Origin of the sequence: Moritella sp., assembly GCF_033791185.1 — a bacterium.
GTDB lineage: Bacteria > Pseudomonadota > Gammaproteobacteria > Enterobacterales > Moritellaceae > Moritella.
The window spans coordinates 1-16,540 of sequence record NZ_JASJHF010000101.1; the positions used below are offsets into that span (position 1 = coordinate 1).

15 protein-coding genes are annotated in these 16,540 nt (G+C 41.8%); 13 read left to right on the forward strand and 2 right to left on the reverse strand.

The window, feature by feature from the left end; genetic code table 11:
- Positions 1-253 precede the first annotated feature (253 nt).
- The gene (locus QNK26_RS06200; RefSeq protein ID WP_319221580.1) at positions 254-1,600 is read left to right on the forward strand and encodes a sodium:proton antiporter; all 1,347 of its coding nucleotides are present in this window, start codon (positions 254-256) and stop codon (positions 1,598-1,600) included.
- Between the two features lie 104 nt (positions 1,601-1,704).
- On the opposite strand, the gene queG is transcribed toward QNK26_RS06200, so the two are convergent.
- Positions 1,705-2,847, reverse strand: coding sequence for a tRNA epoxyqueuosine(34) reductase QueG (gene queG, locus QNK26_RS06205; protein ID WP_319221581.1), 1,143 nt, complete (start codon positions 2,845-2,847; stop codon positions 1,705-1,707).
- Positions 2,848-3,056: 209 nt separating this feature from the next.
- Here queG and tsaE point away from each other — a divergent pair, with 209 nt between their 5' ends.
- The 8 genes from tsaE to hflC all read left to right on the forward strand — a co-directional run bounded on the left by tsaE (position 3,057) and on the right by hflC (position 11,555).
- Positions 3,057-3,533 (forward strand): tRNA (adenosine(37)-N6)-threonylcarbamoyltransferase complex ATPase subunit type 1 TsaE, encoded by a 477-nt coding sequence (gene tsaE / locus QNK26_RS06210; RefSeq protein WP_319221582.1) that lies wholly within the window; start codon positions 3,057-3,059, stop codon positions 3,531-3,533.
- 22 nt (positions 3,534-3,555) lie between these two features.
- Positions 3,556-4,884 (forward strand): N-acetylmuramoyl-L-alanine amidase, encoded by a 1,329-nt coding sequence (locus tag QNK26_RS06215; protein WP_319221584.1) that lies wholly within the window; start codon positions 3,556-3,558, stop codon positions 4,882-4,884.
- A 7-nt stretch (positions 4,885-4,891) separates the two neighbouring features.
- Positions 4,892-6,871, forward strand: coding sequence for a DNA mismatch repair endonuclease MutL (mutL, locus tag QNK26_RS06220; RefSeq protein ID WP_319221585.1), 1,980 nt, complete (start codon positions 4,892-4,894; stop codon positions 6,869-6,871).
- Entirely contained in the window at positions 6,852-7,787 is a 936-nt protein-coding gene (miaA, locus tag QNK26_RS06225; protein ID WP_319221587.1) for a tRNA (adenosine(37)-N6)-dimethylallyltransferase MiaA, read from the forward strand. The genes mutL and miaA overlap by 20 nt, the downstream gene beginning before the upstream one ends.
- 84 nt (positions 7,788-7,871) lie before the next feature.
- A complete protein-coding gene (gene hfq / locus QNK26_RS06230) occupies positions 7,872-8,114 on the forward strand; it encodes an RNA chaperone Hfq (RefSeq protein ID WP_319221588.1) in 243 nt (80 codons plus the stop codon).
- 59 nt (positions 8,115-8,173) lie between these two features.
- Positions 8,174-9,463 carry a ribosome rescue GTPase HflX gene (hflX, locus tag QNK26_RS06235; protein ID WP_319221598.1) on the forward strand — a complete coding sequence of 430 codons (1,290 nt, stop codon included), beginning with the start codon at positions 8,174-8,176 and terminating at the stop codon, positions 9,461-9,463.
- A gap of 49 nt (positions 9,464-9,512) precedes the next feature.
- Complete coding sequence (gene hflK / locus QNK26_RS06240; RefSeq protein WP_319221589.1) at positions 9,513-10,676, forward strand: FtsH protease activity modulator HflK; 1,164 nt, start codon at positions 9,513-9,515, stop codon at positions 10,674-10,676.
- Between the two features lie 3 nt (positions 10,677-10,679).
- Positions 10,680-11,555 (forward strand): protease modulator HflC, encoded by an 876-nt coding sequence (gene hflC, locus QNK26_RS06245; RefSeq protein WP_198437838.1) that lies wholly within the window; start codon positions 10,680-10,682, stop codon positions 11,553-11,555.
- A gap of 159 nt (positions 11,556-11,714) precedes the next feature.
- On the opposite strand, the gene fldB is transcribed toward hflC, so the two are convergent.
- Entirely contained in the window at positions 11,715-12,236 is a 522-nt protein-coding gene (gene fldB, locus QNK26_RS06250) for a flavodoxin FldB (RefSeq protein WP_319221591.1), read from the reverse strand.
- Positions 12,237-12,432: 196 nt separating this feature from the next.
- Here fldB and xerD point away from each other — a divergent pair, with 196 nt between their 5' ends.
- The 4 genes from xerD (at position 12,433) to QNK26_RS06270 (ending at position 16,519) form a co-directional block, all read left to right on the forward strand.
- Positions 12,433-13,323, forward strand: a complete 891-nt coding sequence (gene xerD, locus QNK26_RS06255; RefSeq protein WP_319221592.1) for a site-specific tyrosine recombinase XerD — start codon at positions 12,433-12,435, stop codon at positions 13,321-13,323.
- A gap of 106 nt (positions 13,324-13,429) precedes the next feature.
- Positions 13,430-14,239 (forward strand): bifunctional protein-disulfide isomerase/oxidoreductase DsbC, encoded by an 810-nt coding sequence (dsbC, locus tag QNK26_RS06260; protein WP_319221593.1) that lies wholly within the window; start codon positions 13,430-13,432, stop codon positions 14,237-14,239.
- Positions 14,236-15,966: a single-stranded-DNA-specific exonuclease RecJ gene (gene recJ, locus QNK26_RS06265; protein ID WP_319221595.1), complete on the forward strand. Its 1,731-nt coding sequence runs from the start codon at positions 14,236-14,238 to the stop codon at positions 15,964-15,966. The genes dsbC and recJ overlap by 4 nt, the downstream gene beginning before the upstream one ends.
- A 139-nt stretch (positions 15,967-16,105) precedes the next feature.
- A complete protein-coding gene (locus QNK26_RS06270) occupies positions 16,106-16,519 on the forward strand; it encodes a CBS domain-containing protein (protein ID WP_017221851.1) in 414 nt (137 codons plus the stop codon).
- The last annotated feature ends 21 nt before the right edge of the window (positions 16,520-16,540 follow it).

Here is a 16,540-nt window from a genome sequence, read left to right on the forward strand (position 1 = left end):
ATATACCAATCTCAGCCTTATTTATGCTAAACCGCTATTCTTAATACTTAGCGTTGCCTGTTATAAAGTATTCTATTATTTCATTTAACTATATAATTTTAGGTAGTTTTTCTGGAAGTTAAGCACTATTTATTGCTGTTGTAATTGATATAGTGGAAACAACTTGATTTTTATATCTAACAAGAACATTGTGTAGCTCGTAAAAATAATCTTCAATTAATCTTATCAAATTTACTTCAATCAGAGGTGTGGCATGTCGGTATACAGTACCTTATGTTTTCTCGCTGCAGTTGCGATATTTATTGCTTTTATTAATAGCAAAATTGGCAAAATGCAAACAACCATTGCGATCACTGCGGGATCAATAATACTGTCTTTAGGTATTGTGATTGCAGGTCAAAGTGGTTGGTTTCATTTAGAGGCCATCGCCACTGAGCAATTAAATAATATCAATTTTGAAAGCTTTTTATTAAAAGGTATCCTCGGGTTTTTATTATTTGCTGGCGGTTTGGGTATTAAATTAGCCCATATGAAAGACCAAAAATGGGAGATCACGGTATTAGCATTAGTGGCAACCTTGTTTTCAACATCTTTTATTGGTGGTGTTTTGTGGGGGTTCTGCCAGCTTATTGGTATTCCATTAGACTTCATTTATTGCCTACTGTTTGGTGCACTTATTTCACCAACGGATCCGATCGCGGTATTGGCGATTGTTAAGAATCTAGATGCGCCACAACGTATTTCAACGCAAATCGAAGGTGAATCATTATTTAATGATGGCTTTGGTTTAGTGATCTTTATGACGCTGTTTACTGTTGCCTTTGGTACTGAAGTACCGACTGTTAGCAGCGTTAGTCAGCTATTCTTACATGAAGCTATTGGCGGCATTATCTATGGTTTTGCGCTTGGTTTAGTTTTCCATTATTTAATCAGTTCGACTAACGATCACTCGATGGAGTTATTATTGACGATTGCTATCCCGACGGCGGGTTATGTGTTTGCTGACGTGATCCATGTGTCAGGTCCGTTAGCTATGGTGGTTGCTGGTATTATGATTGGTAACTGGACGCGCCAAAAAGGCTTTTCACCAGAAAGTGAGCATCATCTCGATCACTTTTGGGAATTAGTTGATGAATTCTTAAATGGTATTTTATTCTTACTAATTGGTATGGCGATGCTGTTATTTAGCTTCCATGAAGAAGATTGGATCTTAATGGTTTTTGCTATTCCATTAGTACTGTTAGCACGTTATTTAAGTGTGAAATTCTCTTATCTATTCTTTAATCGTTTCCGCAGTTATAACCCGTTGTCAGTGAAGATCCTGACGTGGGGCGGATTACGTGGCGGTTTAGCATTAGCAATGGCGCTGGCGATCCCTGCTGGCGTATTCGTTATTCCAGAAAAGAACATTGATGTACGAGAAATTATTCTGGTGATGACTTATTCAGTGGTGGTGTTTTCTATTTTGGTGCAAGGCTCGAGCATTACAGGCTTAATTAATAAGGCAAAAAGGTGGGAAGCTGAACAATTAGCTAAACAATCGGCTGATGACGCCGTTGCTGTTAACAGTGATGTGGATGTAACTACAACGGATAAATAACTGTTAATAGATGTAAATGGTATAAGTTGTAAATAGTAAAGCGCGTAGAGGAGTGTCCTCTACGCGCTTTTTTTGGTATCGAGTGATGGGTTTTTATTTATAAATCATGCATCACGTGGCAACGCTTTCTCAACCATTCTGATTAATTTGTCTTTAGTCTTATCAATCTGTAATACCGGAATAATAGTGTCGGCTTTGGCCTGCTGTTGTTGCAGCGCCCAAGTGATATGCTCTTGTACCATTGCTGTTGTGTCAGGATATTTAGCTTCTAGCGCCGTGACAATCTCTGTTGAATAGGCGGCGTTACCTAAAGCCACTGAAATATTACGCAACCAGCGCTCATGACCAATACGGCGGATCGGCGAGCCTTCGGTTTGCTTTAAGAAGTAAGTTTCATCCCATCCATACAGGGTTAATAATTCAGGTGAGTGTAGGTTTGATCTTGGGTGAAAATCTTGTTCGCCAGTAATCGCAGCGAATCGATTCCACGGGCAGATCAACTGGCAATCATCACAACCGTAGATTCGATTACCTATTAACGGTCTGTATTGCTCTGGAATCGGCCCGAACAGTTCAATAGTAAGGTAAGAAATACAACGGTTTGCATCGACACTGTAAGGTTCGACAATCGCTTGTGTAGGACAAATTTGTAAACAAGCAGTACATTTACCACATTGATTTTCAATAGGCTTATCAATAGGTAATGGCAGGTTTATTAATATTTCGCCAAGAAAAAACCACGAACCAGCTTCTTTATTCAAGATCAAAGAATGTTTACCTGTCCAACCTAAACCGGCTTTTTCGGCTAAGGGACGTTCGAGTAAAGGACCGGTATCTACAAAAGGGCGGGCATCGAGTGTTTCACAATATTCGCTGATCTTATCGCCTAAATGTTTCAGGCGTTTACGGACAATTTTGTGATAATCACGACCAAGTGCATAACGGCTAATGTAACCTTTATCTTTTTGCTTTAAAGTTGTCGCCATCAGTGCATCGGGTGGCAGGTAATCCATGCGTACCGAGATCACGCGAATAGTCCCTGGATAAAGTTCTTCTGGATGCGTTCGCATGGTTCCGTAACGTGACATATAATCCATGTCTGCGTGATAACCATTATCTAACCAAGTTTGAAAATGCGGTTCGTAAGTCGATAGATCCGTATCAGCAATCCCGACTTGTTGAAAACCAAGTTCTGCACCCCAGACTTTAATTTGTTGCGTAAGTTGTTGATAGTCTATTGGAGGCATGGTTTATTATCTGTCTATTGGTAAATTGAGGTAAAGTTTATCATATTGTGGTTTTCTTTGGGCTCGACAATTTGTAGAATCTACATACCTGTCCAATTTTATAAGTACGTGCTTAGTTAAAAACACGTATCATTGTTCAGTGCTGAGTTGGTGTATTTAATACGGCTCGATATCGCGTTTTATTTTAATGTTTAAGGTATTCAAATTAGATGACAAATACAGTAAAAGTTTTATTGGCAGATGAATCAGAAACCGTTGCTTTTGGCGCGAGTCTTGCGAGTGTATGCGATAGCGCAACGACCATTTTTCTACACGGTGATTTGGGTGCGGGTAAAACGACATTAACCCGTGGTTTTGTGCAATCACTGGGTCATCAAGGCAATGTGAAAAGCCCAACTTATACATTAGTTGAACCGTATGAATTAGCCGATTGGAATGTTTATCACTTTGATCTTTACCGTCTGGCTGATCCGGAAGAATTAGAATTCATGGGTATCCGTGATTATTTTGCTGATAACTGCCTGTGTTTAGTTGAGTGGCCACAGCGTGGAGAAGGTTTTTTACCTGGTGAAGATGTGCAAATCACGTTGACTTATGTGGGCGAACAGCGCGAAGTTGTTGTCGAAGGCATCAGTGAATTAGGCGTAACCTTGGTTAATAAACTTGCTAATATAAATGTAGGATAAGATGTTTAAACGGATTTTATTATTGAGCATAGTTTACCTGTGCTTTATGCCATGGAGTTATGCTGCCAATTTGGTAACGGCTATCCGCATTGTCGAGCATGCGGATAAAACAAGGATTGTTTTTGATCTGGCTAAAAAACCGTTATTCAATCTCTACGACCGCCATAAAAAAACACAAATTGTGGTGGATTTTGGGGGTACCCGTAACCTTGCCAATATCAGCAAATTAGCTAAATTAAGCAGTAATATTACCCGTGTTGAGCAGGCTAAATCAGCTAAATCGAGTGATTTACGGATTATTTTTCACTTGGCTAAACCGATTCATTACCGCTTTTTTGAATTAGCGGGCAGTAAAACGACTAAAAACAGGATTGTGATTGACCTACCGGTTAAACCGACCAAGTCGAGCAAAGCTGTAGTCAAGCAAAAGAGCCCTGCAGTAGCCAAGAAACCAGCTAAAAAAGCCGTGATTAAACACCCGCGCAGGGATGTGATTATTGCGATTGATGCTGGCCATGGTGGTAAAGATCCCGGCTCGATAGGGTTTAAAAAGTTTGTTGAAAAAGACATTAACTTGGCGATCGCTAAAAAGACCGTGGCGATTTTAAATAAGAAAAAAGGCATTAAAGCGGTGTTGATCCGTAAAGATGACCGCTACATTTCGCTGAATGAACGTTCGGCCATTGCACGTAAGTTCAAAGCTGAATTGTTAGTCTCAGTGCATGCAGATGGCTTTACCTCATCACAACCATCTGGCGCGTCAACACTGATCTTATCGCAAGGTCGGGCTAATTATGAGTTTAAGAAAAATCTGCGTAATGATAATGTCGATGGCTTGTTAGGCGGCGTGGGTGAGGCGATTAAAAATAGCGATGCTGATGATGATTTACAGTACATGTTCCTTGATCTTGGCCAACAATATTCACAAGGTGCAGGGTATAACGTGGCGTCATTGATCCATCATGAGCTCGCTAAAGTGACAGGCATGCATAAATCTAAGCCATACGAGCAAAGTTTGGCAGTATTAAAATCGCTGGATATACCTTCACTCTTGGTGGAAGCTGGTTTTGTCACCAACTACCGAGAAGGTAAAAAGTTAACGACGAGCAGTCATCAGTATAAAATTGCTAACGCCATTGCTCAAGGTAGCTATTTGCATTTTCGTAATTCACCGCCTAAAGATACTTATTTAGCGTACATGAGAAACAGTACGCATATAGTGACAAAAGGCGAGTCACTTTCTGTTATTGCTAACAGTTATGGTACATCGGTGACACGTATCAAACAGCTAAATAATTTAACCAAGAATACCGTGTTTATTGGCCAGAAATTGAAAATACCAACGAGTTAGGTGTGTCATGACAATTCAAATTTTACCGCCTCGATTAGCTAACCAAATTGCAGCAGGTGAAGTGGTCGAGCGCCCTTCATCGGTCGTTAAAGAACTGATTGAGAACAGTATTGATGCGGGTGCTACGCGTATTGATATTGATATTGATAAGGGTGGCGCCAAGCTGATTCGTATTCGTGATAATGGCTGTGGTGTCGAGAAGGATCAACTGGGGCTGGCATTAAGCCGCCATGCTACCAGCAAGCTGGCTACACTCGATGATCTGGAAGCGATTGATAGCCTTGGTTTTCGTGGTGAAGCATTAGCGAGTATCAGCTCTGTTTCTCGTCTCACCTTTACCTCTAGAACCAAAATGCAAACCGAAGCATGGCAAGCTTATGCGGAAGGGCGCGATATGCAAGTACAAGTTAAACCTGCTGCGCATCCGATTGGTACCACGGTTGAAGTGATTGATTTATTCTTTAATACCCCTGCTCGTCGTAAATTTTTACGTACTGATAAAACTGAATTTAATCATATTGATGAATTGGTCAAGCGTATTGCTTTAAGCCGTTTTGATTTACAGATCACTCTTAAGCACAACGGAAAAGTGATCCGCAGTTATCGCCCCGCGAGCACTATTGAGCAACAGGAACGTCGCGTTGCCAGTATTACCAGCAACAATTTCATGGCTAATTGCATGGCGTTGAATTGTGAACACGATGATATTAAATTATGGGGTTGGGTTGGTTTACCTCATGATAACGCACCGATGGATGTGCAATACAGCTATGTGAATGGCCGTATGATGCGAGATAAGCTGATTAACCATGCATTGCGTCAGGCTTATGAAGAAGCGACTGGTATCGCAGCGCCACCGGCTTATGTATTGTTCATTGAAGTGTCTGTGCGTGAAGTGGATGTTAATGTTCATCCGGCTAAACATGAGGTTCGTTTTCATCAAGCGCGCCTCGTGCATGATTTTATCTTTCAGGGCGTATTTAAAGCTATCACTGAAGGCGTGAGCCCATCGATGCCTGCTGCAGAGTTACCGGCTCAGGAAGCACTAAGCTATCCTGGACAAGTCCATGACACAGAGAATACGGCTGAGCATGGTATGGGGATAGCTGACAGTGCGAGTCGCAATTCATACAGTGCGACTACGCCGATGCAGAAACAGCATGGTTATGGTGCTAAATCGAGTGATAATTATGGTGCTACTTTTACGGAGACGACTCAAAAGTCCCCGAGTTTTGGTCAACAGCATCAATATATGCCAGATAAGCCCTCTGCTGGCGCAATAAAACAATATAACCACTTGTTACAACCAAGCAAGGCTGAAATTCTCGCGTTAAATCAGGCAAGTAATCTCGGCACGACTCAGGCTCGTGAGTCAACGGCGAATAAGCAGGTTGCTCAGCAACAAATAGCGCAGGTCAAAGTACTGAGTTTACTTAGCGATAATTACTTATTATTGCAACATGACGATGATCTTTTACTGGCTGACGTGACGGCGATGTGGCAAGTTAACTGCAAAATGCAATTGCTAGCCACGTGGGAACAAGGGATTATCTCACAGCCGCTGTTATTGCCAATATCGATTAAATTAGACAAAAACTTCGTTGAAACTGCAAAAAATCAGCAAAATTTGCTTAATCGCCTGGGTTTAGAGTTGAATTATAGTCATGCCGCCACCATTATCGTTAGAAAGGTACCAGCGCAATTACGCCAAGCGAATTTATCTGCTGTGTTACCAGAGTTATTGCAACAGATAGTCCATCTATCCGAAAAGGCTACCGCCTCCGATGTTGCCGCCTTGTGCCATTGGCTTGCAATACAAGGTAGTCACGGATTGACCAAATTTACTTGGGAACAAGCAACTCAAATATATAGCCAATTTATTGAACAGGACTGCAGTGTACAACAGCAATACCGTTCTAAACTATTTGAGAAACTGGACTATATGTCTGTAATAGAGAGATTTAACTGTGACTCAACAGCAAACTAAACCATTACCCAAAGCTATCTTTTTAATGGGGCCAACGGCGTCAGGTAAAACTGATCTTGCTATTGAGTTAACAAAAAAATTGCCATGTGAAATTATCAGCGTTGATTCCGCGTTGATTTATAAAGACATGGATATAGGTAGTGCGAAACCAACCGCGGCAGAACTTGCCGAAGCACCGCATCGCTTAATCAATATTATTGATCCTGCAATGAGCTATTCTGCCGCAGATTTTCGTGCTGATGCGCTAAAACATATGCAAGCGATCACAGATGCAGGAAAAATACCGCTACTTGTTGGTGGTACTATGCTTTATTTTAAAGTACTGCTTGAAGGTTTATCTCCGGTACCAACATCTGTGCCTGAGATTAGACTGGCTATTGAAGCGGAAGCAAAACTACGTGGTTGGGAATCATTACATCAAGAGTTATCTTTGTATGATCCTGAATCGGCTGCGCGTTTACATAAAAATGATGCTCAACGGGTTTGCCGCGCGGTTGAAGTTTATCGACTCACGGGTAAGTCATTAACGGAGTTAACCCAACAAAAAGGCGATCCACTGCCTTATGATGTTAGCCAGTTTGCGATTGCTCCAACCGATAAAGCCGTCTTGCACGAGCGTATCGAACGCCGTTTTAAATTGATGATAGCCGCCGGTTTTGAAGCCGAAGTTCAAGCTTTATATCAACGTGATGATCTGCATCTTGATTTACCATCAATGCGTTGTGTCGGTTATCGCCAAATGTGGGAATACCTAGATGGCAAAATGGACCATGATGAGATGGTGTTCCGTGGTGTTGTGGCAACAAGGCAATTGGCAAAACGTCAAATGACCTGGTTAAAAAGTTGGAACGATCTAACTTGGTTGGACTCCAAAGCAGATGATAATTTAGAAAAAGTTTTATTATCAGTTGGCTAGAGCCTATTTTTAAGTTGTATACTGGTAATTATCGGTTATATTTTTCATTATAATAAAAATCTAATTTTTAAAAGGAAACTATTGATGGCTAAGGGACAATCATTACAGGACCCGTTTTTGAATGCATTACGTCGCGAACGGATTCCTGTGGCAATTTATTTAGTTAACGGTATTAAGTTACAAGGACAAATCGAGTCATTTGATCAATTTGTTATCTTGCTAAAAAATACGGTAAGCCAGATGGTATATAAACACGCTATTTCAACAGTGGTACCGGCGCGTCCGTTACAGCATGGAATCCAAGCTGATAGCGAAAGTGATAAATAATTCTTTGAAATTTAAACTAAAAAATCTTGTGGGTCGTATACTCATAGGGAGTCGTGAAGTTGTTTGATCGCCATGAAGCAGGTGAACGTGCCATATTAGTGCACGTGAATTTTAATGATGAAGGCAACCGAGAAGATCTGCATGAATTAGAAATGTTGGTTTCCTCTGCCGGTGTAAATGCGTTATCTGTAGTAACAGGCGCGCGTTCAAGACCACATCCTAAATATTTTGTTGGTAGCGGTAAAGCAGAAGAAATTGCTGAGGCTGTGAAGCTTTATAATGCTGATATCGTTATCTTTAACCATGCGTTAGCACCACGCCAAGAACGTAATTTAGAAGCGTTAATTGAATGTCGTGTGGTAGACCGTACTGGCTTGATTTTAGATATATTTTCTCAACGTGCCCGTACCCATGAAGGTAAGTTACAAGTTGAATTAGCGCAACTGCGCCACATGTCGACCCGATTAATTCGTGGTTGGACGCATTTAGAACGCCAAAAAGGCGGTATCGGTATGCGTGGTCCAGGTGAAACTCAACTTGAAACTGATCGCCGTTTATTACGCGTGCGTATAGACAGTATTTTACGTCGACTAGACAAAGTGGTGACTAAGCGTGACCAAGGTCGTCGTTCACGTAAACGTCGTGAAATACCGACAATTTCGTTAGTGGGTTATACCAATGCAGGTAAATCTACACTGTTTAATCGTTTAACTGATGCGGAAGTGTATGCGGCCGATCAACTGTTTGCGACGTTAGATCCCACACTGCGCCGTATTGCGGTTGCAGATGTTGGTGAAGTGGTTTTAGCAGATACCGTTGGTTTTATTCGCCATTTACCGCATGATTTAGTGGCGGCTTTTAAGGCGACACTAACGGAAACGCGAGAAGCGGATCTACTTTTACATGTAATTGATTGTGCAGATGAAAATATGCGCGGTAATATCATAGAAGTGAATTCGGTATTAACAGAGATTGATGCGGGTGAAGTACCTGTATTGATGGTATATAACAAAGTCGATAAGCTTGATGACGGTCGTTGTCGTATTGATTATGATGATGAAGGTAAGCCTGTTAACGTATGGTTATCAGCAATGTCAGGCGAGGGTACTGAGTTTTTATATCAAGCATTGACGGAATTATTGTCAAGTACCATGAAAGTGGTCAAACTAAAGTTGTCAGCAATACAAGGTAACATTGTAAGTCACTTATATAATCTCGATTGTATTGAACATGAAGCATTTGCTGAAAATGGTGACTGGCTACTCGACATTAGAATGACTATGATTGATTGGCAACGTTTGAAAAAACATAAATGTAATAATATTGAAGATTTCATCATTCAGCAGTAGGCTGATATAATTAATGTTTTCCCGAAACTATCTGGTAATGGAGATGCAAATGGCTTGGAATGAGCCCGGAAATGGCGGTAATAAAGATCGCGACCCTTGGGGACAAAAAGGGAAAGAGCAGGGACCCCCTGATCTTGACGAAGTATTTAAAAAGCTAACCAGCAAGTTCGGTGGCGGTAAAGGCAGTAAGTTTTCAGGTGGTGCTAACTTCAATAAAGTTGGCGTCTCTCTGGTACTTGGTGTACTTGCGGCTATCTGGGTGGTCAGTGGTTTCTATACGATCAAAGAAGCTGAGCGTGGCGTAGTATTACGCTTAGGTCAGTATTCTCAAACAGTTGAACCAGGTTTATCTTGGTTACCAACGTTTATTGATCGCGTGATCCCTGTTGACGTTAAGAGCATCCGCTCTATGCCTGCGTCTGGTTCAATGTTGACCAAAGATGAAAACGTTGTTGACGTTAAAATGGATATTCAATATCTGGTTATCAACCCGCGTGATTATCTATTTAGCGTAACAAATCCGGATGATAGCTTACATCAAGCAATCGACAGTGCATTACGTTTTGTTGTCGGTCATACCACAATGGATGATGTGATCACGACGGGTCGTGAAGTGGTACGTCAAAGTACTCGTGAAAACATTGAAACGATTATTGATGCTTATAACATGGGTATCCAGCTTGTTGACGTCAACTTCTTGTCTGCACGTCCACCGGAAGCAGTGAAAGATGCATTCGATGATGCAATTGCGGCACAAGAAGATGAGCAACGTTATATTCGTGAAGCTGAAGCATACGCACGTGAAATTGAACCGACAGCACGTGGTCAAGTGAAGCGTATTGAGCAAGAAGCTGAAGCTTATCAACAACAAGTTTCGCTAAAAGCACAAGGTGAAGTGGCACGTTTTGAAAGTCTATTGCCACAGTATAACCTTGCGCCGGAAGTAACGCGTCAACGTTTATATCTAGAAACAATGGAACAGGTTTATTCAAATACAACGAAAGTTGTGGTTGATACTGAAGGTACTGGCAACATGCTTTATCTACCATTAGATAAAATCATGAGCGCTAACGCAACTGATACTAAACCGGCACGTTCGGAAAACTCAGTAACAGCACCGCAACAACCTGCGAAATCTAATAATCGTTATCAGTATCCAGATACGAATAGTTCTAATGTTCGTCCTGATCGTTATAACACAGGGAGAAACTAAGCTATGAATCAATTAAAAGCAGTTATTTTAGTACTTGTGCTATTACTTGGTTTTTCGTCTTTCTTTGTGGTAAACGAAGGTCAACGTGCGTTAGTTGTACGTTTTGGTAAAGTACTTAAAACCGGTGATGAAGCGAAGGTTTACCTTCCTGGTCTAAACTTTAAAGTACCATTTATCGATTCAATTCGAGTGTTAAGCTCGCGTTTACAAACGCTTGATGGTCTTGCTGATCGTTTCGTTACGTCTGAAAAGAAAGATTTAATTATCGATTCTTATGTTAAATGGCGTATTGAAGACTTTGAGAAATTTTACCTTGCAACCAATGGCGGTAATTTCTTACAAGCAGAGTCTTTATTATCACGTAAAATTACCAATGGTCTACGTAATGAGATCGGTAATCGCACCATTAAAGATATTGTTTCTGGTGAACGTGGCGAAGTGATGGAAGATGCATTAAAACGTATGGCTCGTTCTTCTGAGCTAGGTATTTTGGTTGAAGATGTACGTATCAAACAGATCAATCTACCTGAGGAAGTAAGTAACAGTATTTTCCAACGTATGAGTGCAGAGCGTCATGCTGTAGCGAAAGAACATCGTTCGCAAGGTTATGAGCAAGCTGAAATCATCAAAGCATCTGTTGACGCTAAAGTCACAGTAATGTTAGCGGATGCAAATCGTCAAGCACGTCAATTACGTGGTGAAGGTGATGCTCGAGCTGCGAAGATCTATGCTGATTCATATAACAAAGATGTTGAATTTTATAACTTCTTACGTAGCCTACAAGCTTACACTAAGAGTTTTAGTAACAAATCTGATGTATTAGTTATCTCTCCTGAGAGTGATTTCTTCGATTACATGAAAGGCGTTTCTTTAAAATAAACATTGCTTGTCAATGAATAACAAAAAGGCCGCTGCAATCTCAGATTGCAGCGGCCTTTTACTTTTTATTTTATCTTATCTGTTTGTTGCGATGGGCCACATAACGATGGTGGCTGTTCTCACTACACCGTATATAGTTTCTATCACTTACATTCGTAGTTATGAAAAGTGTGCTTCAATTTCTTCGAGTACTTGTAATGTCCAAGTGGCAATACGCTCATCCGTCTGATCGTATTGACTGTCTTCATCTAGCGCTAGACCGAGAAACTGGCTTTCATCTTCCGTTAACGCTTTTGAAGCGACAAACTCATACCCTTGGTTTGGCCATTGACCGATAAAGTGAATGCCTTTGCCTTGATGTTCGTCAATTAGCTTGCCCATTGCATCGAGGAACCATTCAATATAATTAACTTGATCACCAAGACCAAATAAAGCGACCGTTTTCCCTGCGAGATTAATGCCTGCTATATCAGACCACAGATCACCCCAGTCTTCTTGAAGTTCGCCGTAATCCCACGTTGAAATACCAAATAGAACCACATCATAGTTCTCTATATCAGTAAAACCAGTGTCTTTTATGTCATGTAAGTCGACAAGTTCTGCACCTATTTCAGCTTGGATCTTTTCCGCAGCCATGGTGGTATAAAAAGTAGTTGAGCCGTAATATAAACCGATTTTCATTATCTACATCCAAAGACAGTGTTGCTAATCATACTATGTGTTTATCGTGGTCTGAGCGATCAGTTGCTCATCGTTTGTACATAGTAACATGAGATAATTGTACTATAATTCATGTTTATTTATACAGTGTTGTTATACTAATGAAATAGTGATGGCAATTATCATTGTCATTGTAATAGCAGCATAGGGCACTCACTTGGAAAAGATTGAAATAATAGAGCAGTTTTTAGATGTGATGTGGCATGAACGCGGGTTGTCAGATAATACCTTGATGTCTTACCGTAATGACTTGAACCAATATCATCACTGGCTAGAGCAGCATAAACAGCAATTATTAACTGTCGATCGCCTTGAGATCCAAGCGTTTATGGCAAGCCGTTTTGACCTCGGCTACAAAGCCAGTAGTACTGCGCGTCAGTTGAGTGCTATTCGTCGCCTTTATCAATATTTCTATCGTGAACAGTTACGCGATGATGATCCAACCGCGCTGCTTATCAGTCCTAAACTGCCGCAGCGCTTACCGGGTAATTTATCGGAAGCCGAAGTCGATGCATTACTCGCGGCCCCTGAATTAGATGACCCTATCCAACTGCGCGATAAAGCCATGATGGAATTACTCTATGCGACAGGTTTGCGGGTATCTGAGCTAGTTGGTTTGAGCATGGAGTCGATGAGCTTACGCCAAGGCCTTGTTCGCGTAACAGGTAAGGGTGGTAAAGAACGTTTGGTACCTATGGGTGAAGAAGCTGTGTATTGGACAGAGCGCTTTATTGACGAAGCGCGTGCAACATTACTGAAAGGCTTAACGTCTGATGTGGTATTTCCATCACGACGCGGCAATTTTATGACTAGGCAGACGTTCTGGCACCGCCTTAAGCATTATTCACAAGCCGCAGGGATAACAACGCATTTATCTCCGCACACTTTACGCCATGCGTTTGCTACTCATCTGTTGAACTATGGCGCCGATTTACGCGTGGTGCAAATGTTACTTGGTCACAGTGATTTATCCACTACTCAAATTTATACTCACGTTGCTACGGCGCGATTAGAGCAGTTGCATAGTGAGCATCATCCACGTGCTTAATTGCGTTAGTGGTAGGGTATTGGCAAGGATTTAAGGCTAGTGATAAATAATGAATTCTGTTAATTTATGACTATGGATATCCATTAAGGATAAGAGCGGAGAACATATGTTAAAGAAAGTATTAATTACAGCAATCGCTGCAGGTTTAGTGGGTAGTTTTGTATTGGGCATTAACGGCGCACCGCAACAAGCGCCTGTAGTTGTGCCGACGGTTGAGCCTACAGTGGCACCTACACAAATCACTGCCGCGGAACTATCTGTCGAACACCAAGATATTTCACGCTTATTAGCTGAAAAACTTAACTTTAAAGTATCGAGCATTAGTGATAGTGCGATCCCGGGCTTATTTGAAGTGGTGACGGAACAAGGTATCTTCTACGTAAATGCCGATGCCTCTAACCTTATCCAAGGCTCTCTTTATCAAGTTAGTGATGCTGGTGTTACCGATCTAACCGAACAAGCCATGGGTAAAGTTCGCCTGCAAGCAATGCAAGGACTTGCTGGTGAGACCATTGATTACCCTGCTGATAACGAAAAATATAGCATCACAGTGTTTACCGATATTAACTGTGGTTATTGCCGTAAGTTACATAATGAAGTGGCACAACTTAATAAACTTGGTGTTAGCGTTAAATATCTGGCTTTTCCACGTGGTGGCCTGAATTCTCCAACGTATCAAGATATGGCCTCAATTTGGTGTGCAGAAGATAAAGCCCAGGCAATGAACAATGCTAAACGTGGCGGTAAAGTTGTACCTGAAATGTGCACTAATACAGTGGCGCAGCAATATGAGTTAGGGCGTCGTTTAGGCGTGACTGGTACACCAGCTATTGTGTTTGAGAATGGCCAAATGCAACCGGGTTATGTGCCTGCTGCGCAGCTACTTAGTATTCTAGAAAGTATGGATAAATCTTGAATAAATACATTAAGCGTCGCGATAATCTAGCTTGCGACGGCATATCAGCGGCGATACCGGCATTGTTACGCCAGATTTATGCAAGTCGTGGTGTTACCTCTGATCAGGAATTAGATAAAGGGGCTAAAAATTTATTACGCCCTAATCAGCTTAAAGGCATGACAGTCGCGTGTGAACTATTAGTCGCGGCGCTAGAGCAAAATCAACGTATCATCATTGTCGGTGATTTTGATGCCGATGGCGCCACGAGTACCGCGTTATCAATGCTTGGTTTTAAAATGCTCGGTTATCGCAATGTTGATTTTTTGGTGCCGAACCGCTTTGAATTTGGTTATGGTTTGAGCCCTGAAATTGTCGACCTTGCTGCCGCCAATGGTGCGCAATTGATCATGACGGTGGATAACGGTATTTCCAGTATTGCAGGTGTGGCTGCGGCGAAAGCATTGGGCATTAAAGTACTGGTAACCGATCACCATCTCCCAGGCACTGAAATACCGGATGCTGATGCGATTGTTAACCCGAATCAGCACGGCTGTACTTTCCCCAGTAAGAACTTAGCGGGAGTGGGGGTGGCTTTCTATCTGATGTTGGCGTTACGTAGTGCGTTGCGAGAACAGCATTGGTTTGCCAAACAAGGTGTCGTTGAGCCTAATTTAGCCTGTCTATTGGATATCGTTGCACTGGGCACAGTTGCTGACGTGGTGCCTTTAGATGCCAATAACCGTATTTTGGTGCATCAAGGTTTACAACGTATCCGCGCCGATAAATGTCGTCCGGGTATTAAAGCGTTAATCGAGATTGCTAACCGTAATCAAGCCCAATTGTGTGCCAGCGATCTGGGTTTTGCATTAGGACCAAGATTAAATGCAGCAGGCCGATTAGACGACATGTCAGTGGGTGTAGCGACATTATTGTGTGAAGATTTAAACAATGCGCGTCGCTTTGCTGGTGAACTTGATAGTCTTAATGAAGAACGTAAAGAAATTGAAAGTTCGATGCAGCAAGAAGCACTGACTATCCTAAAAAGTGTTGATTTTGATGCTGGCCAAGTGCCTTATGGTATTTGTTTATTTCAAGATGATTGGCACCAAGGTGTCGTTGGCTTGGTGGCATCACGCATCAAAGAACGCTTTCACCGCCCCGTTATTGCTTTTGCTGATGCGGGTGAAGGTGAAATTAAAGGTTCTGCACGCTCCATTCCTGGTCTGCATTTACGTGATGCTTTGGAGCTACTTGATACCCGTAATCCGGGCATGATCTTGAAGTTCGGCGGTCATGCCATGGCGGCAGGTTTATCATTACGTCTTGATTGTTATGACGAGTTTGCCAAGCAGTTTAATACCTTAGTAAAAGAGTTGCTAACTGAAGAGCAGTTAACTGGGGTGGTATTAAGTGATGGCGAGTTGCCGAGTGAGCAATTGTCACTCCCAACGGCTGAGCTAATTAAAGAGGCGGCGCCATGGGGGCAGATGTTCCCTGAACCGATCTTTGATGGTATTTTTAGATTGCGTGAGCAACGTCTTGTGGGCAAAAAACATTTAAAAATGATGCTTGAACCTGAAAATGGCGGTCCACTGGTTGATGCGATTGCCTTTAATGTTGATTTGGAAGTATGGCCCGATGCCTCTGTGCAGAAGATTGAACTAGCCTACAAACTTGATGTGAATGAGTTTCGTGGTAAGCGCAGCCTGCAGTTTATGGCGGAGCATTTACAGCCGCTACGTTAATCGAGCTTCGAGGTTAATCTATGTTGATAGCTTTAGGCGATTAAATTGTTAGCTTTAATCGTCTTTAGCTATTTCAAGTTTGGCGTTATAGTCATTCCTCTTCTAGAGCAATCTTGCTTTGAGATAAGGAATCATGCCTATGACTATGCAACGCGTAATGAATGAAATGAAAATTAATGCTCCGAGCATCCCATGTGGTACGTCACTGGTCGCTGTGGTTGATTTGTTTGCTAAACACCAGATTAATGCAATGCCAGTGGTTAACGCAGAAAATGAAGTCATCGGTTTCGTGTCGGAATCAGATTGCATGAAAGCACTGATTAATGGCAGTTACCACTGTGATAAACCGGCTATCGTCAACGATGTGATGAGTAAGAATATTGTCAGCGTATCACCACAAACAACTATATTTGATGTTGCACTGGGCATGACAAAAGACAATGTCAGTGTTTACCCTGTGATTGAAGAGGGTAAGTTGGTCGGTATTATTCGCCGCCGTGATGTTTTGCAGGTATTAGCTCAAAATCATAATCAATGTGGTCAAATTAGCTAACCTCGATTTACTCCTTATTCT